Below are 21,245 nucleotides of genomic sequence, written 5' to 3'. Positions count from 1 at the left end.
GACCGCCGTTCTGACCCGTGGAGACCTTCAATGCCCCGTCTGTCGCTGTTGATGTCCGCCCTGCTGCTCGCCGCCCCCGGCCTGGCGGCCGCCGCCCCCGCCGAACGCCCGGAAGTGGCCGCCGCCGCGACCCGCCTCAAGGCCCAGGTGATCGACTGGCGCCGCGACTTCCACCAGCACCCGGAGCTGTCCAACCGCGAAGAACGCACCTCGGCCAAGGTGGCCGAACGCCTGCGCGCGATGGGCCTGAAGCCGCAGACCGGCATCGCCCACCACGGCGTGGTGGCCATCATCAAGGGCGGCAAGCCCGGCCCCCGGATCGCCTTGCGCGCGGACATGGACGCGCTGCCGGTGACCGAACAGACCGGCCTGCCGTTCGCCTCCAAGGCCACCAGCACCTACCGCGGCGAGACGGTCGGGGTGATGCACGCCTGCGGCCACGACGCCCACACCGCCACCCTGCTGGGCGTGGCCGATGCGCTGGTGAAGATGCGCGCGAACCTGCCCGGCGAGGTCATGCTGATCTTCCAGCCCGCCGAAGAGGGTGCGCCGCCGCCGGAAGAGGGCGGTGCGGCGCTGATGCTCAAGGAAGGGCTGTTCAAGGACTTCAAGCCCGAAGCCGTGTTCGGCCTGCATGTGTTCTCCAGCGTGCCGGCCGGCCAGATCGCGGTGCGTGGCGGCCCGCTGATGGCGGCGTCGGATCGTTTCGGGATCAAGGTGATCGGCCGCCAGACCCATGGCTCGGCGCCGTGGAACGGGGTGGACCCGATCGTGGCCACCGCCGACCTGGTCGGCACCGCGCAGACCATCGTCAGCCGCCGTGCCAACCTCTCCAAGCAGCCGGCGGTGGTGACCTTCGGCGCGATCAAGGGCGGCATCCGCTACAACATCATTCCCGATGAAGTGGAGATGGTCGGCACCATCCGCACCTTCGACGAGGGCATGCGCCAGCAGATCTTCGCCGACCTGCGCAACGTGGCCGAGCACACCGCGGCCGCGCACGGGGCCAAGGCCGAAACCGAGATCTATGAGTCCGAGGGCAACCCGGCCACGGTCAACGATCCGGCACTGACCGCGCGGATGCTGCCGAGCCTGCAGGCCGTGGTCGGCGAGGGCAATGTGTACGAGCCGCCGCTGCAGATGGGGGCCGAGGACTTCTCGCTGTACGCCCAGCAGGTGCCGGGCATGTTCTTCTTCGTGGGCTCCACCAGCGAGGGGATCGATCCGGCGACCGCGCCGGCCAACCACTCGCCGAAGTTCCTGCTCGATGAGAAGGCGCTGGATGTGGGCCTGCGCGCGTTGCTGCAGGTGAGCCTGGATTACCTCAACGGGACGCCGGCTGCGGCGCCTGGCGCAGGCTGACGTCAGACGACGGCTGGTAGACGGTAGGTCCCGGCCGCTGGCCGGGGCCTTTTGTTTTCAGCGCCGGACGCCGCGCGCCTACCGGCGTAAAATGGCGGCATGAATACCCCCCAGGACTCCAGCCTCGGTCGCGAGGTTGCTTACCCGTCGCAGTACGATCCCGGCCTGCTCTTCCCCATCCCGCGCCGTGGCGCCCGCGAGGAGATCGGCCTGGACGAGGCGGCGCTGCCGTTTGTCGGCCATGACCGCTGGCAGGCCTATGAATTGAGCTGGCTGGACGGTCGCGGCAAGCCGTGTGTGGCCGTGGCCACGGTCAGCGTGCCGTGCACCTCGCCGAACCTGATCGAATCCAAGTCGTTCAAGCTGTATCTCAACTCGCTCAACAGCACGCGTTTCGATGATGACGCGGCCGCGCGCCTGTGCATCACCCGCGATCTGTCGGCGTGTGCCGGGGCGGTGGTGACGGTGGTGCTCGGGGTGCCGCCGCTGGTGGAAGAGCCCGAGGGCGAGTCGCTGGACGAGCGCGAGGTGACCATTGAGCGCTACGGCCCGCCGGCCCCGGAGTTCCTGTTCGCCGATGCCGATGAGGTGGTCACCGAAACGTTGAGTTCGGCCCTGCTCAAGTCCAACTGCCCGGTCACCGGCCAGCCGGACTGGGCCAGCGTCAGCGTGCGTTACCACGGCCCGAAGATCGACCGCGACGGCCTGCTGAAATACCTGGTCAGCTACCGCGAACACGCCGAGTTCCACGAGCAGTGCGTGGAGCGGATCTTCAGCGAGATCACCCAACGCTGCCAGCCGCAGTGGCTGGAAGTGGAAGCGCGCTACACCCGCCGCGGCGGGCTGGACATCAACCCGTGGCGGGCCAGCCCGGGCATCGAACTGCCGGCCCGCACCGTCCGCGACCTGCGCCAGTAGAGCGACCCCACGGGTCGCTGCCCCGGAACCCGGAACCCGGCACCACGCGCAGCCACCCATGGGGTGGCTCTACCGCCGGGCAACGTGGCCGCCGGTAGCCGTTCCGCACGTCTTCACACCCACGCCATGCCCCATTAACAAGGGCTGTGACACCGTGCCTCCCATGTCGTCAATCAAGACGGGAGTGTATGGATGAGTACCGATAAGAAAGTCGACTTTTCCGGTGTCAGCGCCAGCGTTGATACCACCGCGCAGAAAGTCGATCAGGTCGATTTCTCGGGCGTGACCTCCTCGGTGGATACCACCGCGGAAAAGGTCGGGGGCACCTACACGGTGCAGAAGGGCGATTCGCTCTCCAAGATCGCCAAGCAGGAACTGGGCGATGCCAATGCGTGGAAGCGCATCTTCGAGGCCAACCGCGATGTACTGGACGACCCGGACAAGATCCAACCGGGCCAGACCCTGAAACTGCCGCCCAAAGCCTGATCCGCTGTACTGCCCATCACCTACAAGGGAGCAACCTCACATGAAGAAGTCGTCCATCAGTACTGCCGTCCTCGCCGCGCTTCTGGCCACCGTGGCCTTGGCTGGCTGTAAGAAGAAAGAAGACACCGCTGACAACAACGCCCAGCCCGCCGCGATGACGCCGGCCGCGCCGGCGCCGATGACCGAAGCCGCGCCGCAGCCGATGACCGCGGCAGCAGGGGTGAACGTTTCGGCCGTTACCGTTGGCAAGACCGCCGCAGCCGACAAGACCGTCACCTCGGTCGCGCTGTTCGCGCCGAAGGACGACATCATCGTGTCGATCCGCACCGATGGCAGCGCCAACAACGCCAACGTGGCGGCCAAGCTGACCTTCCAGAATGGCCAGGTGGCCGGTGAGCAGAACCAGGTGGTCAATACCACCGGTGCCGAAACCACCAACATTTCCTTCAAGAATGCCAATGGCTGGCCGGCGGGCAAGTACCGCGCGGAAGTCATGGTAGATGGTAAGGCGGCAGGATCGCCGCAGGAGTTTGAGGTCAAGTAAGCCCAGACGCCGACTCTCTCCCGGCAACAGGCTCACGATGGACGCAGCCGCGAGGCTGCGTCTTTTTTATGGGCGTTTGCCGGACCACAGCGTTCCAGTACGTTTGCGTATGGGATGGCTTTGCTCCGGGGGGCTGAAAACGCGACAATGCAGGGGTTTCCCGCCGTGCGCGCCGTTGGTTGGCGCGGTCCCCGGGGAAAGTGCGGGCCAGGCTGTGCGAGGCCCTGCACGCGACACGGTTGCACGCGGCCCGGCATTGCCGTCGGCCATCATTCACGAGATCTGCAAGAGAGCCCTGATCCCCCATGTCGAACACGCCCAAGATTCTCTACACGCTCACCGATGAAGCCCCGTTCCTGGCCACGCAGTCGCTGCTGCCGATCGTCGAGGCCTACACCGCCACCGCCGGCATTGCCGTGGAAACCCGCGATATTTCGTTGTCCGGCCGCATCCTGGCCCTGTTCCCGGATTACCTGAAAGACGACCAGAAAGAAGCCGACCACCTGGCCGAACTGGGCCAGCTGGCGACCACCCCGGACGCGAACATCATCAAGCTGCCCAACATCAGCGCCTCGGTGCCGCAGCTGAAGGCCGCGATCAAGGAACTGCAGGACCAGGGCTTCGCACTGCCGAACTACCCGGACGTGCCGACCGACGACGTCTCGCGCGACATCAAGGCGCGCTACGACAAGGTCAAGGGCAGCGCGGTGAACCCGGTGCTGCGCGAAGGCAACTCGGATCGCCGCGCGCCGCTGTCGGTCAAGAACTACGCCCGCAAGCACCCGCATCGCATGGGCAAGTGGTCCAAGGACTGCAAGTCGCATGTCGCGCACATGGATGGCGGTGACTTCTACGGCAGCGAAAAGTCGGCCACGCTGGCCACTGCCGGCAGCCTGAAGATCGAACTGTTCAAAGCCGACGGCAGCAGCGTCGTGCTCAAGGAAAAGACCGCGGTCAAGGCCGGTGAGATCGTCGACGCCGCGGTGATGAGCCGCAATGCGCTGGCCTCGTTCGTGCAGGCGCAGATCGCCGATGCGAAGGCCAAGGGCGTGCTGTTCTCGCTGCACCTGAAGGCCACCATGATGAAGGTCTCCGACCCGATCATGTTCGGCGTGGTCGTCGAAGAGTTCTACAAAGACGTGCTGGCCAAGCATGCCGAGGTGCTCAAGCAGGCCGGGTTCGATCCGAACAACGGTATCGGCGATCTGTTCGCGCGCCTGCCGCAGCTGCCCGAAGCGACCCAGGAAGCGATCAAGGCCGACCTGGCTGCCGAGTACGGCAAGCGCCCGGGCCTGGCCATGGTCAATTCGGACAAGGGCATCACCAACCTGCACGTGCCGAGCGACGTGATCGTCGATGCCTCGATGCCGGCGATGATCCGCGACTCCGGCGGCATGTGGAATGCCGATGGCAAGCTGCAGGACACCAAGGCCGTCATCCCCGACCGTTGCTATGCCGGTGTGTACCAGGCCGTGATCGACGACTGCCGCACCCACGGTGCGTTCGACCCGGCCACCATGGGCTCGGTGCCGAACGTCGGCCTGATGGCACAGAAGGCCGAGGAATACGGCTCGCACGACAAGACCTTCCAGATCCCGGCCGATGGCACCGTGCGCGTCTCCGATGAGGCAGGCGCCGTGGTGTTCGAGCACGCCGTGCAGACCGGCGACATCTGGCGCATGTGCCAGACCAAGGACGCCCCGATCCAGGATTGGGTGAAGCTGGCCGTGAACCGCGCCCGCCTGAGCGGCACCCCGGCGGTGTTCTGGCTCGATGCCGCCCGCGCGCACGATGCGCAGGTGATCGCCAAGGTCGAGACCTACCTGAAGGACCACGACACCAACGGCCTGGACATCCGCATCCTGGCCCCGGTGGAAGCGACCGCCTTCTCGCTGGACCGCATCCGCAAGGGTGAGGACACCATCTCGGTGACCGGCAATGTCCTGCGCGACTACCTGACCGACCTGTTCCCGATCATGGAGCTGGGCACCAGCGCCAAGATGCTGTCGATCGTGCCGCTGATGGCCGGTGGCGGCCTGTTCGAGACCGGTGCCGGTGGTTCGGCGCCCAAGCACGTGCAGCAGTTCGTGGAAGAGGACTACCTGCGCTGGGATTCGCTGGGCGAGTTCCTCGCGCTGGCGGCCTCGCTGGAGCACTTGGGCAACCGTTACGACAACGCCGGTGCGACCGTGCTGGCCAAGACCCTGGACCAGGCCAACGGCCAGTTCCTGGACAACGACAAGTCGCCGTCACGCAAGCTCGGTGGCATCGACAACCGCGGCAGCCACTTCTACATCGCGCTGTACTGGGCCCAGGCCCTGGCCGCGCAGGATGACGATGCCGCGCTGAAGGCCCGCTTTGCTCCACTGGCCAAGGCCCTGGCCGAGAACGAGCAGACCATCGTTGGCGAGCTGGCGGCGGTGCAGGGCAAGCCGGTCGACATCGGCGGCTACTACCGTCCGGACGTGGCCAAGGCCAGCGCCGCGATGCGTCCGAGCACCACCTTCAACAGCGCGCTGTCTGCGCTGTAACGAAGCGGTCCCGCGGCTGCGGTGATCGATGAAGAACCCGCGCTTCGGCGCGGGTTTTTTTGTGGGCGCCCGCTGGGCAAGCGCCCAGTCGCTGCCGTATGGTGGCAGCAGGTCCTGTGGAAGTGGATGCATGCACGGTCGCTGTTCCTGCCAGAACGTTCCATGCCTCATCGGTGGCACCGCATGACTGCGTCAGCGGAGGCGCTTGCGCGGTTGATCCGCGATGGGTTCGAGGATTACCACGCACGCTTCGCGGCGATCTCGCGGCGTGCGCGGCTGCGCTTCGAACGGCGCGACTGGGCCGGTGCACGGCAGGACGCCGTGGAGCGCATCGGGCTGTACGACCGGTGTATCGCCGAGACCGTGGATGCATTGCGCCGTGCAGCCGGTGAGCGCATCGGCGAGCGCGCGCTGTGGCTGCAGGTGCGCACGGCCTATGCGGCGTTGCTGGCGGGGCTGATCGACGCCGAGCTGTACAAGACGTTCTACAACACGCTGGCGCGCCGGCTGTTCGCCACCCGCGGTGTGGACGGGGCGATCGAGTTCATGGCGATGGACGTGGAGCCCTCCGATGCCATTACCCATCCGGTCGCGCGGCACAGCTACACCTTGTCGCCCACGCGCCCGGCCGATGCCTTCATGCGCGTACTGGGAGACTATCGCTTCGATGTGCCGTACGCGCACCAGCTGCGCTGCGCCGCTGCGATCGCGGTGCGCCTGCAGGACGATCTGGCGCACTGGGGCGACTACCCGGTGCGCAGCATTGAACTGCTCGACACCGTGTTCTATCGCGAGCGTCGCGCCTATCTGGTGGGGCGCGTATTCGGTGAGCATCGCTTCTCGCCCTGCGTGATCGCGCTGGTGCATGACGAGCGCGGCCTGCGCGTGGATGCGGTGTTGACCCGGCGCCGTGATGTCGCGCATCTGTTCGGCGTCTCGCGCAGCTATTTCCAAGCTGATCTGGCCACGGTGGGCGATGCGGTGGTGTTCCTGCGCAGCCTGCTGCCGGGCAAGCCGGTCGATGAGATCTACACCGTGCTCGGGCGTGCCAAGCAGGGCAAGACCGAACGCTATCGCACGTTCTTCCGTCACTTCCACGAACAGCCAGGTGAGCAGCTGGTGCATGCCGACGGCACGCCCGGCATGGTCATGGCGGTGTTCACCCTGCCCAGCTATCCGCTGGTGTTCAAGCTGATCCGGGACCGCTTCGCCTGGCCGAAAACCATGACCCGGCACCAGGTCGAAGAGAAGTACGCCCTGGTGTTCAACCTGGATCGCGTCGGCCGACTGCTTGATGCGCAGCCCTATCGGCACCTGCATTTCCCGCGGGCGCGCTTCTCTTCGGCCCTGCGCGAGGAGCTGCTGACCCAGTGCGCCAGCAGTGTGCGCGAGGACGGCGACGAACTGGTGATCGCGCTGTGCTACGTGCAGCGGCGTTTCCGTCCGCTCAACCTGTACCTGCGTGAGCAGACCGCCGAGGCACGTCGCGTCGCCGCGCTTGATTACGCGCAGGCGATCACCGACATGGCGCGCAACAACATTTTTCCTGGCGATATGTTGCCGAAGAACTTTGGTGTGTCCCGCCACGGGCGCGCGGTGTTCTACGACTACGACGAGCTGTGCCTGGTCACCGAGTGCAACTTCCGTGCATGGCCGACGCCGCGCAATGAGGAGGAAGCGCTGGCTGATGAACCCTGGTTCGACATCGGCCCGCGTGACGTGTTTCCGGAGCGGTTCTGGATGTTCATGGGGCTGCCGGCGCCCGAGCTGGCGGCCGTGCGCGAGCATTTCGGCCATCTGCTGGATCCCGTGTGGTGGCAACAGCTGCAGGCAGGTTTTGCCAGCGGTGATTTTCCGGACACGCCGCCGTATGCCGGCGCGCTGCGGCTGGCTTGATTGTCCACAGGAACGCCGCTGCGCTACGCTGTCAGGTATCCACAAGGAGATAGTGCGATGCGTTGTTCCCCTATTCTTGCCTTGGCACTGGCCTTCAGCGGCGTGGGCATGGTCGTGGTCCCCGATGCGGACGCACAGACCAAGCGCGAGGTGCGCGAGCAGGCCGAAGCCAGCATGGTGCTTACCGGCGAGATCGATATCGGTACCGAAGGCCAGGTCGAAGCGTTCCGTCTCGACAAGCCGGACCAGGTGGACGAGGGAGTCGTCCGGTTCGTCGAACGTGCGGTGCACACCTGGCGCTTCGAGCCGGTGCGGCGCCAGGGCCGCGCCGTCAAGGCGCGTGCGCCGGCCAGCATCCGCCTGGGGGCAAAGAACAACCCGGATGGCACGGGCCAGGTCACCCTGCTGGCGGCGAGTTTCGACACGTACGACCCAACCGATACCAGCAGCGTGACCGGCAGGAAGATGTCGCGGCCGGCGTATCCGGAGGACGTGTTCAATGCAGGGGGACGCGGTGACGTGATCCTGCTGATCCAGGTCGGGCGCGATGGCAACGCCCTGGACGTGGCGACCGAGCAGGTCAACCTGCGTGTGATCGCAAATGAGGCGAACATGCGGAAGATGCGTGACAAGCTGTCGCGGGTAGCGATGGGTGCTGCGCGCAAATGGACGTTCAGGATTCCGACCACCGGCGAGTACAGGAATGAAGCCAGCTGGACCATCCGGGTGCCGGTACGCTTCTCCTTCGGAGACGACGCCGAGCGCTACGGTCGCTGGGATGCCTATATTCCCGGTCCGCGCCAGCAGGCGCCGTGGCGCAGGGACATGGACATGGCGGCCGATGGCAAGGCCGATATGCTGCCGTCCGGCGGGGTGTTCATGGCCGATGCTGCCGGCAAGGGGCCGACCCTGTTGACGCCGCTGGGTGGCTGACCCTGCATGCCGGCCCCAGTGGGTAGGCTGTCGGTACCGATGACGATGAATGGCACAAGGAGAAACAACGCGATGGACATCATCAAGGCAATCGCCGTGGCACTGGTGCTGGCAGCAGCGCCAGCGCACGCGGCCAAGCCGTCGGCCGATGTGCCGGTGGAAATGGGGATGCGGGTCGAGGGCACCCTCGCCATTGGCGACGACGGCCGCATCACTGCGCTGGAGATCGACAAGCAGGACCTGCTTCCGGAGGCAGTGGCCACGCTGGTGCGTGACACCGTGAAGAACTGGGAATTCGAGCCGAATGTGCGTGACGGCGCCCCGGTACCGATGGATGCGCGGATGACCGTACGTGTCGTCGCCCAGCCGGGTGCGAACGATACCTTCAACGTGCGGCTGATCAGTGCACATTTCGATGGCGCCCGGAAGGATGCTTCGGGACGGGAAATCAAATCCAGGGTGCGTACGCCACCCCCGCGCTACCCCGCCGACGTGTTCCGCGTGGGTGGGCAGGGCACCGTGTACCTCGCCCTGAAGGTTGACCGGGAAGGGCGTGTGGTCGACCAGGTTGCCGAGCAGGTGAATCTGAGAAGCACGGGGACGGCAGCCCAGATGGATCTCATCCGCAGTCGCCTGAGCAGGGCATCGCTTGACGCCGCGCGCAAGTGGCGCTTTCCGCTGAGCGCGGAGGACGCCAGCCTGGAGGCGCCGTTCCGCACCTACCGCGTGCCGGTCAGTTTCGCGATCAACACCGCCATGCCTGACGACCTGGCGCAGTGGCGCGCTTACATTCCAGGACCACGCAACGCCATCCCGTGGTCCACACGCCCGGAGAGCGCCGGCTTCTCGCCGGATCTGCTGACCGACGGCTCGGCTACGTTGGCCGGCGACCCCAACGCGCCGCGCCTGCGCACCCCGCTGGGCAGCTGAGCCTGACAGGGGCCGCGGCGCATTGCGCCCGCGACCCCGGTGTCAACTGGTGCCCGTGCCTTCAGGCTGCGGGTACACCACGGTGCGGTTGCGGCCCTGTTCCTTGGCCATGTACAGGGCCTTGTCGGCCAGCCGCAGCGCCTGCTGCGGATCATCGTGATAGGTCGGGTAGTGGGCCACGCCCAGCGACACGGTGACCGTGCCGACCTGCTCGAACACTTCGGCGGCCACCTGGATGCGCAGGCGCTCGGCCACCTGCGCGGCATGGAGGGCATCGATGCCCGGCAACAGGATCAGGAACTCCTCACCGCCGTTGCGGCAGAGCAGATCGGTGTCGCGTGAGCCATCGCGCATCAATTGCGCGATGCGCAGGATCACGGCGTCGCCGACCGCATGACCGAAGCGGTCGTTGATGCTTTTGAAGCGGTCGATGTCCAGCGCGATGATCCCGAATGGCTGGCCGCGTGCCTGCCAGTCTTCCAGCCCCTGCTGCAGGCCGCGCCGGTTCTGCAGGCCGGTAAGGGGATCGGTCATGCTGGCGCGGTTGAGCTTGCCGATGCGGTCCTGCAGCAGGTTGAAGCTGTACAGCAGGGCGGCTTTGAGCTGGGCGACCTCGTAGTACCAGGCCCGGATACCGGTGACGTGGCGGATCGCGATGCCGGTGTCGCGGTTCTGCACGTTGCGCGCCAGCTGCCATAGCGGCAGCGAGATGCGCCGCGCGAACCACCAGGTGATCAGCAGCGACAGGATGCCCAGCGGAATCGCATTCCAGATCACCGCCGACATCAGCTTGGACAGTGAGGCCAGCGTGGCGGTGGTCGGCCGCTGGGCCACCACGCCCCAGCCAACGCTCGGCACCGGCGCGTACCCGGCCAGCATCTGCACGCCGTGACTGTTGCGTACCTGCTGCGCGCCGGAGTGGCCTCGGGTCACCGCCTGCACGGCCGGGTTCTCCAGCGCGAACTGGCCGACCCGGTCCTGTTCGATGTGGTACAGGATGCGACCGTTGCGGTCGACGACGTACAGGTAGGACCCATCGCGGTAATAGTGCTTGCCCAGCAGCGATTGCAGGATGCTGCGCTGGCGCAGGTAGATCGTGCCGCTGACATAGCCCTGGTACCTCCCCTGCGCGGAGAAGATCGGATGCGAAATCGCCACCACCAGGCGCCCGGTCGCGGCCTGGTAGGGGTCGCTGATGAAGGGGACCCGGCGCTCCAGGGCATCGCGGTTGCCGGCGCTCTTGAGCAGCACGCCCTGCAGGGCCAGGCTCTGTGGGGAGGTCGCCAGCACGGTACCGCCGGCATCCACGATCAGCACCGAGTTGAAGCTGTTGGTCTGCAGCTGCAGGCGTGCGGCTTCTGCTTCCAGTTCGCTGCGATCATGCACACGCTGGCCGAGCAGGGTGGCGCTGTAGGCCACCTGCTGCTGCGCTGACAGAACGAAGTTCTGGGTCGACTCCGCCAGCTTGCTGGCATACACACGGTTGGCTTCCAGCGTATTGCCGATCAGCTGCTCGCGCTGCACGCGGTAGCTGGCATGCAGGGTATTGGCCAGCGCGATGAGCGCGCTGAGCAGGGCCAGGGCAAGGATCAACTTGCCCAGGTTCAGACGGGTGGACAACGGACGCATGCGGTTCACGGGCGGCAGGGTGCAGCACCAACCGGAACATGCGGATGGAACGGCAGCAGCGAAACAGTCAGGAGCGCACGACCCCGCCCCCGGGCGGTCAACAACTCGTTGGGCGGCGATTATTGCGGATTACACCCCCACGTGGGTGAAGTCGGCGCCGCCGTGGTGGCCCGTTCAGCGCTCCAGGCGCTTGCGCAGCACGCCGCGCAGATGATCGGCGCCGGCCTGGTCGAGTGGCCCGAGCACGCCGCGCACCGTTTCGGGAATATGCGCGGCGGTGTGGTCATCGGCCTCGAAGACATAGTGCTGGAACATCGCCTGCCAATGCGCACGCTGTGCCGGTGGCAGATCGCGTATGGCCAGCAGCGATAGCATCAGTGCGTTCATCGGCGCATCCCGCCACGCCGGCACCGGCCGCCACCAGTAATTGACCAGTACATTGAACGCCTCCAGCCCCTCCATGTGGTGCCACCACAACGAGGGGATGAACACCGCATCGCCGGGGCCGAGTTCGGCCACCTGTGCGTGGGCCAGCGCCTCGCTGAAGCGCGGGAAGCGTGCCAGGTCCGGTGCGGCGAAGTCGACCAGGCTGACGGCCTGCCCGGCCGGCGTGAAGTCCAGTGGCCCGATATACAGATTGCCCACCTGCGCCGGCGGGAACAGGGTGACCCGGCGGCGGCCGGCGGCCACGCAGGCCAGGTTGTCCGGCACGTCCTGGTGCGCGGCGATACGCGAGCGGTTGCCGATCCAGATACTGGCCAGCGGATCGTCCACGCCGAGCGCAAGTGCATTGGCCCGGCGGAAGCCGGGCAGGAAACTGTCCAGCGTGGTCGAGGCGACGTAGATCGAGGGTGGCGTCGGCGCGGTGGCGTACTTGAGCAGGGTGTCGAGCACGACCTTCAACGGAATCTGCTCGCGGCGGAAATTGAAGCCGCTCATGTCGGCGTTGTAGAACACACGCCCCTTGGCCTCCGGCGGCGTCGTGGTGGCGGTGACCGGCATCGTGCCGTGGTCGAACTGTTTGAGATGGGCGACCGCCGCCTGTGCGGACTGCGTCGCCGCGCTGACCAGCGGCCACTGCGCCACCAGCCCGCGGATCACTTTCGGTGTCGTCCAGCCGGGCAACTGCGCGTGCAGCTGCGCCGGATCCAGATCATGCAGTTCCTCGATCGGGCCGGGCATGGCAGACATCGGCGTCCTGATAGCAGAGGCGGGTGGCGCCCACGGTAGCGCGGGGGTGGCGGAAGCGAAAGGCCGCGGGGTGAGCGCGGCCTTCCGGTGCTGCGGGTCGGTACAGCCGACTCAGAACTTGTAGCGAACGCCGAACATGTAACGCGGCCCGGTCTGGGTGGCGTAGCGCAGCATGTTGGAATGGCGCGCGTAGGTGCGCATGGTCTCGTCGGTCAGGTTGATCGCCTCCACACTCAGCGTCAGCTGGTCGCTGACCGCGTAGCTGATGTTGAGATCGAGCTGGCCGTAGGCTTCGGTGTAGTTCGGGTTGGGCCCCTGGCCGCCGATGCCGTTGAGGAACTTGTCGCGCCAGTTGTAGGCCGCACGGACCTGCCAGGCGTTCTTGTCGTAGAACAGCACCGCGTTGGCAGAATCGCTGAGGCCGATCATCGGATACTGGTCGCCCAGGCTGAGGTTGTCGAAGGTCAGGCCGGATTTCACCTTGGTGTAGTTCGCCGCCACGCCAAAGCCGGACTGGCCGAACAGGTGCTGCACGGCCACTTCCCAACCCTGGAGGTGGTCCGAACGCTGGTTGGCCGGCAGGGTGACATCAAACCCGGCGATCGGATCACCCGGCTGGCCGACGATGCTGCCGGTCAGCTGACCGGCGGAGTTGACACCGGTGGAGGTCACGCCCGGGTCGCCGGCATGGTTGGTGAAGATGTAGTTGCGGAGGCACACCGTATCGGTAGCCACGCAGCCCGATGCCAGTGCCTCGTTCCAGTAGGCGCCGCCCACCGGGGTGTGCAGACTGCCTGCATCCTCACGCGCGATCGTATTGCTGATGAAGTTCTTGATGTTCTTGCGGAAGAAGCCGACCGAGGCGTAGCTGGCCTCTCCGTAGTACCACTCCAGCGAGAGATCGACGTTGTCCGAGAGCAACGGCTCCAGTGCCGGGTTGCCACGCGAGCCGGTGCCGCCCTGGGTGCGCACGATGTTGTCCAGACGCTGCCCGCTTTCGATCTGCGTCCAGCCCGGACGGCCGAGGCTGCGGCTGTAGCTGCCGCGCAGCGCCAACGATTCGCTCAGGTCCAGCTTCAGGTCGACATTGGGCAGGATGTAGTCGTACTTGCCCTTGCCACCCACGAAGGCGCCTTCCTCGGCGTAGGTGATGTTGAATTCGTTGAGCGAATTCCAGCTGATGGAGGTGGGTACGCGCACCAGCGCCTGCGATTCCACCTCGGTTTGTTCGTAGCGCACACCCGCGGCGATATGCAGCGGCATGTTCCAGTCAAAGGTAGTGCGGTATTGCAGGTAAGCGCTCTTGGACGTTTCCGTGGTACGGATGTCCTCGGAGTATTCCGTCGGGGCGACATAGCAGGTGGGGCAGGCAGGCTCCACGCCATTGGCCACCTGGGCGGCACGATCGCGCAGGCGGTCGAAATCGAAGACCAGGAACTGGCCCGTCAGGCGCGGATCGTTGTGGCCGGAGAACGCCTTGAAGTACTTGCCCATGTCATCGGCGTACCAGATGCTGTCATCGTAGTCCGCAGGCGTACCGACGCCACCCCAGCTGTCTCGCTGCATGATGGCCGCGGCCGAGCGATTGTCCACCTTGGTGTGGCCCACGCCGAAATCCAGCGCGGAGTAGTCGGCAAAGCGGAACACGCCCTTGGCCTGCAGCTGCTCCACTTCAGACTTGTTGTAGCTGTTCTGGAAGACCGAGCCGGTCACCAGGGCATCCGACGCCTGGATGCCGCCAGGAGGCAGTGCGATGTTGATGATGGGGAGGTCGCCGCTGTAATCCACCGTGGTCTTGCCACGCACGTAAGCGGCGACGCCCAGCACGCCCGCCGAGCCGTAGGGGCCATCGGGCTGCGATTCGGCACTGGCGCGGTTGTAGTCGAAGGACAGGTCCAGCGCGTCGTTGACCTCCCACTCGACGTTGAAGCCCACCGCTTCCATGTTGTTCTTGGTCGCCAGCTTCATGCCGCCCATGGCCACGTCGCCGTTGACCACGTCTTCGCTGTAGACGATAGGCGCGGCAACCGGGCCGTTGGTCCAGGTGCTGTCGCCAGGGCCATAGTTGAACCACACCGACAGTTCGCTGCGCTGCTGCTGGACCTTGTTTTCCACATAGGTGTAGTCCAGCGTGGTGGTCACGTTGTCCAGCGGCTTCCACTGGAACGTGGCCTGCCCGTTGGTGCGCTGCCGCTGCACCGCATTGACGTTGTAGGCCGAGTTCTGCGGGCGGCCATAGATATCATCGGCGCCCGGGCGGTTGGTGATCCGGTCGGCATAGCCCGTGCCTGGTTGTGGCAACGCCCGCCAGTCGGTGGTGTCGCTGCCACGAAGGGTCGCCCAGCCTTCGGCCACGGTCGCCTGGTTGAAGCCCGAGTCGCGTTCCTGATGGCTGGCACTGAGTGCAACACCGAAGCGTCCGTCGGCGTAGGTCTGGCTGAAGATGCCCGATAGCTCACCGGTGATGTTGGACCCTTGCAGCGTGCGCGGCACGTTGTCGTTGGAGGTGTCGTGCACCGCCTTCAGGCCCAGGCTGACGACCGGCGCCGCCTCCAATGGACGCAGCGTCTTGATGTTGATGGTGGCGCCGATGCCGCCCGTCGGATTGTCGGCGCGGGTGGTCTTGTAGACCTCGACGGCCGAAATCGATTCGGAGGCGATATTCGCAAAGTCGAACGATCGCGAACCGTTCAGGCCAGCACCGCCGTTGCCGAGGTTGGACGCCGGCATCTGCCGGCCGTTCAGGAGCACCAGGTTGTAGTCCGGGCCGATGCCGCGCACGGTGACTTTGGAGCCCTCGCCGCTGGAGGTGCGGTCGATCGACACGCCGCTGATGCGCTGCAGCGATTCGGCCAGGTTGGTATCCGGGAACTTGCCGATGTCCTCGGCAATGATGCCGTCGACCACCCCCTGGCTGTCGCGCTTGAGGTTCATCGACGAGGTGAGGCTGCCACGGATGCCGGTGACCTGCACCGCATCCAGCGTGGTGGGATCGACGCCATCGGGGGCCGTCGTGGTGTTCTCTCGGGCCGCAGGATCCTGCGCCCAGGCCGGGCCGGCCAGGACAGCGAGAAGTGCGGAGGTGAGCATCGCCTTGCGGGGTACGGCCTTGTACGTCTTCATGATGATCCCTCCCCAGGGAATTCGATCGTGGCGGTTCTGCGTTGTGTCGGCGCGGGGTCCAGTGCGCACGGCCCGGATTGGAGCCATGGTTGACAGCGTTGTCAACAAACGCACGTGGCGATGCGCTTGCGGCCGACACCGAGCTGTGTCGTGCGTTGCAGTCGGGACGGCTGCGCGCGCGGCGGAAACACTGCAGCACGGGCGTTGTAGCTCGATTATGCGGGGACGTGGGCCGCCGGAATGGCGATGCTGATCTGTTGTGCAGTGCAGAACGAAACTGCGCGAAGGCATTCGGGCGCGTGCACTGCAGCATCGGCCGACCGTCGGATCCGATTGCTGACAGCGCTGGACAATCGCGGTCCAAGCAGGTTCCATGTCTGGCCGCCGACTGGCCGGCACTCCCAATCTGGAAGGACATGCAATGGACACTCCTGCTGCCGTCCGCGGACAACATGTGCAAAGCAATGGCGTTGCACTGGCCGTGGTCACCGCCATCTTTTTCATGTGGGGCTTCCTCACCTGCCTCAACGACATCCTGATCCCGCACCTCAAGGCGGCGTTCGCCCTGACCTGGGTGCAGGCGATGCTGGTCCAGTTCACCTTCTTCGGTGCGTACTTCCTGATGTCGCTCCCCGCCGGGCGCCTGGTCGCGGCGGTGGGTTACAAGCGCGGCATCGTGGCCGGGCTGGCCATTGCCGGTGTGGGCGCGTTGCTGTTCTGGCCGGCCGCGCAGGCGCATGTGTACGGCCTGTTCCTCGGCGCGCTGTTCGTGCTGGCCACCGGCATCACCGTGCTGCAGGTGGCCGCCAATCCCTACGTTGCGCTGCTCGGGCCGGAACAGACCAGTTCCAGCCGGCTGACGTTGGCGCAATCGATGAATGCGCTGGGCACCACCATCGCGCCGCTGTTCGGTGGCCTGCTGATCCTCTCGGCCGCGCCGCGCACGGCCGATGAGCTGGCGCTGCTGCCGCACGCTGAAGCGCTCGCGTATCGCGCTGCTGAAGCGCAATCGGTGCAGGTGCCGTACTTCGGCCTGGCAGTGGCGCTGTTCGTGCTGGCGGTGGCGATCTGGATGTTCCGCCTGCCGACCATTCCCGGCGTGGAAGGCGAGGCTGCCACCGGCAGGGGCCGCCTGCGCGATGCGCTGCGCCACCGCCACCTGCGCTATGGCGTGCTGGCGATCTTCTTCTATGTGGGTGCGGAAGTCTCGATCGGTAGCGTGCTGGTCAACTTCCTTTCGATGCCGGGTATCGGTGAGGGGCTGACCGAGCAGGAAGCCACGCGCTACGTGTCCTTGTACTGGGGCGGCGCGCTGGTCGGGCGTCTGCTCGGTGCGGCATTGCTGACCCGTCTGGATCCGCGCCGCATGCTGGGGGTCTTCGCGTTGATCGTCATGGCCCTGCTGGCGGTGACGATGCTGGCCAGCGGCAACCTGGCCAAGTGGAGTGTGGTCAGCATCGGCCTGTTCAATTCGATCATGTTCCCGACCATCTTCGCGTTGGCGATTGCCCGCCTCGGTACGCTGACCGGCCAGGCATCGAGCCTGCTGGTGATGGCGATCGTCGGTGGGGCGGTGATCCCGCTGGCGATGGGTTGGCTGGCCGACCATCATGGGCTGCAGGTGTCCTTCCTGCTGCCGATGCTGTGCTACCTGTTCATTGCGTTCTACGCGTGGCGCGGTTCGCGCCACAGCGGCTGAGGCAGGCGGTCAGCGGCGACGCGGTGGGTGCGTGGATTCGCGCACCAGCACCGCGTGATCGACGGTGATCATGGTGCCGGCGTCCGGCGAGCGGATGTGATCGATCAACTGCTCGGTGGCCAGCCGCCCCATGGCGGCGGTCGGCTGCCGCACCGTGGTCAGCGCCGGGTAGATATGCCCGGCGATCGGGGTGTCATCGAAGCCGCAGACCGACAGGTCCCGGGGGATGCGCAGGCCGCGTTGGCCGGCGACGCGGAACACTGCGGCGGCCATGTCGTCGTTGGCGGCGAAGATCGCCGTGGGTGGCGCTGCCAGATCCAACAGGGCGTTGGCCGCGTGGATGCCGGATTCGAACGAGAACTGGCCGTTGACCACCAGCGCCGGGTCGTACTCGATCCCGTACTGGCGCAGCGCCTGGCGATAGCCGGCGTGGCGCCACTGGCAGGCGCCATGCGCGCGCGGGCCCTTGATGTGGCCGATGCGGCGGTGGCCCTGCGCGACCAGGTGGCCGATCAGTTCGACCACCGCCGTGGTCTCGTCCATGCGCACGCCGATGCAGCCTTCGGGGTGCCGCGGCGCAATGGAGGCATACGGAATTTCGTGTTCTTCCAGATAGGCCAGCACTACTGCGTCGTCGGTCAGTGGCGGGATCAGCACCACCCCGTCGGGGCGCGAATTCTCGAACAGCGCGGCCAGATCGGGCAAGGTGCGGCGCGCGGTGCCGACCGGGCCCAGGATCAGGTTGTAGTGGTTGGCGTGGCACGCCTCCAGCATCCCGTTCTGGATTTCCATCAGGTAATTGCGCGAGGGGTTGTTGTAGACCAGCGCCAGCGCATACGAGCGCTGACCGGCCAGGCTGCGCGCCGAGAGATTGGGTTTGTAGCCGAGGCGGGCCACCGCGGCCAGTACGCGGTCGCGGGTTTCCACGCGCACGTTGGGCTCGTTGTTGAGCACGCGGGACACCGTCTTGATCGATACACCCGCAACGGCGGCGACATCCTCGATACGACTACGCATGGTGCGGGGGTTCCTCTTGGAGGGGCGGGCGGGCAGATGCCGATGGTAGTGCGGGTGTGTCACATCGATGTTGCCGATGCAGGCGGATGTTGCCATGCCGGCGACGTGCGTGGCGGGTTCGTGTTTTTCCATGCCGCGATGCAGCAGTTCACGGGAGGGGCGGACACACGCTGCGCCGGCGATCCCTGCTGCAGCGGGACTTCGGCCGCAACCCTGCCCGACCGCGGTTGACAGCGTTGCCATGGGCTTATATGACAGCGCTGTCAGACAGGGGCGCTGACCGACGCAGTATCGCTACCCCGCCGGCCATCGACATCGCAGCGCGAGCGGTGCCCGGCTGCGGTCGCGCCCGTCCCGTTCGCGCGTATTTCATCAGAGGAAGATGTCCAGTGACCAGCTCCAACAAGACGATTCTCGCCACCTGCCTGCTGGCCGCGCTGGCCTCGACGGCCGGTGCCGCACCGGCCACCGGTGAACGCCTGCAGGACTGGCCCCACGTGACCAGCGCGATCGCGCCGGATGCCGCGCTTGAGGCGCGGGTGCGGGAAATCGTGGCGGAGATGACGCTGGCGCAGAAGGTGGGCCAGATGACCCAGCCCGAGATCAAGATGATCACGCCCGATGAGGTCCGCCAGTACTACATCGGCTCGGTTCTCAATGGTGGCGGCTCCTGGCCGGGCATGGACAAGCACGCCACGGTGGCGCAGTGGCTGCAACTGGCCGATGCCTATCGCGCGGCCTCGCTGGCCACCGATGCACGCACGCCGATCCCGGTGATCTGGGGCACCGATGCGGTGCACGGTCACAACAACGTCTACGGCGCCACGCTGTTCCCGCACAACATCGGCCTGGGCGCGGCGGGCGATGCCGCCCTGATCGAGCGGATCGGCCAGGCCACCGCACACGCGGTGCGCGCGACCGGCATCGACTGGGTGTTCGCGCCGACCCTGGCGGTGGCGCACGATCCGCGCTGGGGCCGTACCTACGAAAGCTATTCCTCCGATCCACATGTGATCCGCGCCTTCGCACAGGCCTACGTCAAGGGCGCGCAGGGACGTTTCGGCGATGACGGCAACGTGGTCGCCACGGCCAAGCACTACATCGGCGATGGCGCGACCGACAACGGCCGCGACCAGGGTGAGGCGCTGGTCGACAAGGCCACGATGATCAACGTGCACGGGCAGGGCTACTACGGCGCGCTCGGCGAAGGCGTGCAGACGGTGATGGCGTCGTTCAACAGCTGGAACGACCGCAGTGGCGGGGTCGACTACGGCAAGATGCACGGCAACAAAGCCCTGCTGACCGGTGCGCTGAAAGAGAAGATGGGCTTCGACGGTTTCGTCGTGTCCGACTGGAACGGCATCGCCCAGGTGCCGGGCTGCCGCAACGACAGCTGCGCGCAGGCGATCAACGCCGGCATCGACATGGTGATGGTGCCCGACGACTGGAAGGCCTTCATCGCCAGCACCATGGCCCAGGTGGAGCGCGGGGAGATCCCGATGGCGCGCATCGACGATGCAGTCACCCGCATCCTGCGCGTGAAGCTGCGTGCAGGCCTGTTCGATCACAAGCCGTCGGACAGCCGCTACGCCGGTGATGTCGCTGCCGTGCAGCACCGTGAGCTGGCGCGCCAGGCGGTGCGCGAGTCGCTGGTGCTGCTCAAGAACGATGCGAAGGTTCTGCCGCTGCGCCGCGATGCACGCGTCATGGTGGTCGGCAAGAGTGCCGACAACCTGTCCGATCAGTCCGGCGGCTGGTCGCTGACCTGGCAGGGCACCGAGAACCGCAATGCCGATTTCCCCCACGCTGATTCGGTGCTGGGGGCGTTGCGTGCCGAGCTGGGCACACAGAACGTTGCCTACAGCGCTGATGCCACCGCGCTGGATCCCACCCGGTTCGATGTGGTGGTGGCGGTGATTGGCGAGACGCCGTACGCCGAGACCAACGGCGACATCCTGGCCTCTGATTCGGTCAGCCACAGCCGCGCCTATCCGCAGGATCTGGCGGTGCTGCGCGCGGCCCAGGCCAGTGGCAAGCCGGTGGTGACCGTGTACTTCTCCGGGCGCCCGATGTACACCAACGACCTGCTCAACCAATCGCAGGCCTTCGTGGCGGCGTGGCTGCCGGGCACCGAGGGCAGGGGCATCACCGATGTGCTGGTGGCCGGCAAGGATGGCAAGCCCGTGCATGATTTCCGCGGGCGCCTGAGCTTCCCGTGGCCGGGCGTTCCCTGCCCGGCACCGATCGACCGGCCGGACCCGAAGCGTCCGCCGCTGTTCGCGCTGGGTCACGGCCTGGCCTACAGCTCGCCCGGCACGCTGACGCGTCTTCCCGAAGCCAATCCGGACAACTGCGGCGAGGTGACCACCCTGCCGATCTTCAACCGGGCTGACACGCCACCGTTCGCGCTGCATGTGGCGGCCGGCGGCGCGACCCAGCCGCTGGGCAACGACCTCAACGCCACGCTGCGCTGGCCGGCCGCCGCGCCAGTGGTGCAGGTGCGCACCGTGCAGGTCAACACCCAGCAGGACGCGAAGGAAGTCACGTGGCTGGCACCGGCGCAGTTGATCGCGCGCAGCACCTCGCGGCGCAACCTGGGCGCGCTGGCGCGCAACCACGGCGCGCTGCAGTTCGACCTGCAGCTGGTGCAGCGCCCGACATCGCCGGTGACGGTGAGCATGCAGTGCGGCACCGGCTGCGACGGCGGCGTGGATATCGCGCCGCTGCTGACCACGCTGGCACCGGGCCAGAAGCAGACCGTGACCGTGCCGCTGGCGTGCTTTGCCAAACGCGGCGTGGACCTGGGCGCGGTGGAAGCGCCGTTCGTGGTGAGCGCCGACACGCCGTTTGCGGCGGCGTTTACCCAGGTGCGCGTGTCGGTGAATGCAGACAAGGCGCCGGGCGTGGTGCGCTGCCCGTAGAGCCGGGCTCTGCCCGGCCGGCGTTCGGCGGAGGATGCGTGGAGCCGGCCAGCGGCCGGCACTAC

At 66.6% G+C, this 21,245-nt stretch carries 14 protein-coding genes; 10 read left to right on the top strand and 4 right to left on the bottom strand.

The features are described from left to right. The first annotated feature begins 30 nt into the window (after positions 1–30). The 8 genes from ABE546_RS06475 (at position 31) to ABE546_RS06440 (ending at position 9,600) form a co-directional block, all read left to right on the top strand. Positions 31–1,362 carry a M20 family metallopeptidase gene (locus ABE546_RS06475; protein ID WP_176987984.1) on the top strand — a complete coding sequence of 444 codons (1,332 nt, stop codon included), beginning with the start codon at positions 31–33 and terminating at the stop codon, positions 1,360–1,362. Positions 1,363–1,461: 99 nt separating this feature from the next. Further along, on the top strand, positions 1,462–2,280 hold the full coding sequence (queF, locus tag ABE546_RS06470; protein ID WP_346462989.1) for an NADPH-dependent 7-cyano-7-deazaguanine reductase QueF: 819 nt from the start codon (positions 1,462–1,464) through the stop codon (positions 2,278–2,280). 192 nt (positions 2,281–2,472) lie between these two features. Then, a complete protein-coding gene (locus ABE546_RS06465; protein ID WP_121040566.1) occupies positions 2,473–2,766 on the top strand; it encodes a LysM peptidoglycan-binding domain-containing protein in 294 nt (97 codons plus the stop codon). 40 nt (positions 2,767–2,806) lie between these two features. Next, the gene (locus ABE546_RS06460) at positions 2,807–3,310 is read left to right on the top strand and encodes a hypothetical protein (RefSeq protein ID WP_121040564.1); all 504 of its coding nucleotides are present in this window, start codon (positions 2,807–2,809) and stop codon (positions 3,308–3,310) included. A 305-nt stretch (positions 3,311–3,615) separates the two neighbouring features. Next, positions 3,616–5,841, top strand: coding sequence for an NADP-dependent isocitrate dehydrogenase (locus ABE546_RS06455; RefSeq protein WP_346462988.1), 2,226 nt, complete (start codon positions 3,616–3,618; stop codon positions 5,839–5,841). A 183-nt stretch (positions 5,842–6,024) separates the two neighbouring features. Then, positions 6,025–7,737 carry a bifunctional isocitrate dehydrogenase kinase/phosphatase gene (gene aceK, locus ABE546_RS06450; RefSeq protein ID WP_346462987.1) on the top strand — a complete coding sequence of 571 codons (1,713 nt, stop codon included), beginning with the start codon at positions 6,025–6,027 and terminating at the stop codon, positions 7,735–7,737. Positions 7,738–7,794: 57 nt separating this feature from the next. Then, positions 7,795–8,670, top strand: a complete 876-nt coding sequence (locus ABE546_RS06445; RefSeq protein ID WP_346462986.1) for an energy transducer TonB — start codon at positions 7,795–7,797, stop codon at positions 8,668–8,670. A gap of 72 nt (positions 8,671–8,742) precedes the next feature. Next, positions 8,743–9,600 (top strand): protein tonB, encoded by an 858-nt coding sequence (locus ABE546_RS06440; protein WP_313219447.1) that lies wholly within the window; start codon positions 8,743–8,745, stop codon positions 9,598–9,600. A 42-nt stretch (positions 9,601–9,642) separates the two neighbouring features. On the opposite strand, the gene ABE546_RS06435 is transcribed toward ABE546_RS06440, so the two are convergent. The 3 genes from ABE546_RS06435 to ABE546_RS06425 form a co-directional block, all read right to left on the bottom strand. Further along, positions 9,643–11,229, bottom strand: coding sequence for a sensor domain-containing diguanylate cyclase (locus ABE546_RS06435; RefSeq protein WP_313211338.1), 1,587 nt, complete (start codon positions 11,227–11,229; stop codon positions 9,643–9,645). Positions 11,230–11,403: 174 nt separating this feature from the next. After that, on the bottom strand, positions 11,404–12,420 hold the full coding sequence (locus ABE546_RS06430; protein ID WP_346462985.1) for a cupin-like domain-containing protein: 1,017 nt from the start codon (positions 12,418–12,420) through the stop codon (positions 11,404–11,406). Between the two features lie 111 nt (positions 12,421–12,531). Next, on the bottom strand, positions 12,532–15,543 hold the full coding sequence (locus ABE546_RS06425) for a TonB-dependent receptor (RefSeq protein ID WP_346462984.1): 3,012 nt from the start codon (positions 15,541–15,543) through the stop codon (positions 12,532–12,534). A 421-nt stretch (positions 15,544–15,964) separates the two neighbouring features. Between ABE546_RS06425 and ABE546_RS06420 the strand changes: the two genes are divergently transcribed. Then, positions 15,965–17,242, top strand: coding sequence for a sugar MFS transporter (locus tag ABE546_RS06420; protein WP_346462983.1), 1,278 nt, complete (start codon positions 15,965–15,967; stop codon positions 17,240–17,242). 9 nt (positions 17,243–17,251) lie between these two features. Here ABE546_RS06420 and ABE546_RS06415 read toward each other — a convergent pair whose 3' ends face one another. Then, on the bottom strand, positions 17,252–18,259 hold the full coding sequence (locus tag ABE546_RS06415; RefSeq protein WP_346462982.1) for a LacI family DNA-binding transcriptional regulator: 1,008 nt from the start codon (positions 18,257–18,259) through the stop codon (positions 17,252–17,254). A gap of 389 nt (positions 18,260–18,648) precedes the next feature. On the opposite strand from ABE546_RS06415, the gene ABE546_RS06410 reads away from it, so the two are divergent. Then, positions 18,649–21,180, top strand: a complete 2,532-nt coding sequence (locus ABE546_RS06410) for a glycoside hydrolase family 3 N-terminal domain-containing protein (protein ID WP_346462981.1) — start codon at positions 18,649–18,651, stop codon at positions 21,178–21,180. Positions 21,181–21,245 lie beyond the last annotated feature (65 nt).

The sequence above is a fragment of the Stenotrophomonas sp. TWI377 genome (assembly GCF_039674525.1).
Taxonomy (GTDB): domain Bacteria; phylum Pseudomonadota; class Gammaproteobacteria; order Xanthomonadales; family Xanthomonadaceae; genus Stenotrophomonas.
This window is presented reverse-complemented; position numbering and strand designations above follow the sequence as displayed.

Excerpts from the sequence above, each read along its gene's own strand:
- ABE546_RS06435 (WP_313211338.1), bottom strand. The coding sequence starts at position 11,229 with ATGCGTCCGTTGTCCACCCGTCTGAACCTGGGCAAGTTGATCCTTGCC.
- ABE546_RS06475 (WP_176987984.1), top strand. The coding sequence starts at position 31 with ATGCCCCGTCTGTCGCTGTTGATGTCCGCCCTGCTGCTCGCCGCCCCC.
- ABE546_RS06430 (WP_346462985.1), bottom strand. The coding sequence starts at position 12,420 with ATGTCTGCCATGCCCGGCCCGATCGAGGAACTGCATGATCTGGATCCG.
- ABE546_RS06420 (WP_346462983.1), top strand. The coding sequence starts at position 15,965 with ATGGACACTCCTGCTGCCGTCCGCGGACAACATGTGCAAAGCAATGGC.
- queF (WP_346462989.1), top strand. The coding sequence starts at position 1,462 with ATGAATACCCCCCAGGACTCCAGCCTCGGTCGCGAGGTTGCTTACCCG.
- ABE546_RS06425 (WP_346462984.1), bottom strand. The coding sequence starts at position 15,543 with ATGAAGACGTACAAGGCCGTACCCCGCAAGGCGATGCTCACCTCCGCA.
- ABE546_RS06440 (WP_313219447.1), top strand. The coding sequence starts at position 8,743 with ATGGACATCATCAAGGCAATCGCCGTGGCACTGGTGCTGGCAGCAGCG.
- ABE546_RS06415 (WP_346462982.1), bottom strand. The coding sequence starts at position 18,259 with ATGCGTAGTCGTATCGAGGATGTCGCCGCCGTTGCGGGTGTATCGATC.
- ABE546_RS06465 (WP_121040566.1), top strand. The coding sequence starts at position 2,473 with ATGAGTACCGATAAGAAAGTCGACTTTTCCGGTGTCAGCGCCAGCGTT.
- ABE546_RS06455 (WP_346462988.1), top strand. The coding sequence starts at position 3,616 with ATGTCGAACACGCCCAAGATTCTCTACACGCTCACCGATGAAGCCCCG.
- ABE546_RS06460 (WP_121040564.1), top strand. The coding sequence starts at position 2,807 with ATGAAGAAGTCGTCCATCAGTACTGCCGTCCTCGCCGCGCTTCTGGCC.
- aceK (WP_346462987.1), top strand. The coding sequence starts at position 6,025 with ATGACTGCGTCAGCGGAGGCGCTTGCGCGGTTGATCCGCGATGGGTTC.
- ABE546_RS06445 (WP_346462986.1), top strand. The coding sequence starts at position 7,795 with ATGCGTTGTTCCCCTATTCTTGCCTTGGCACTGGCCTTCAGCGGCGTG.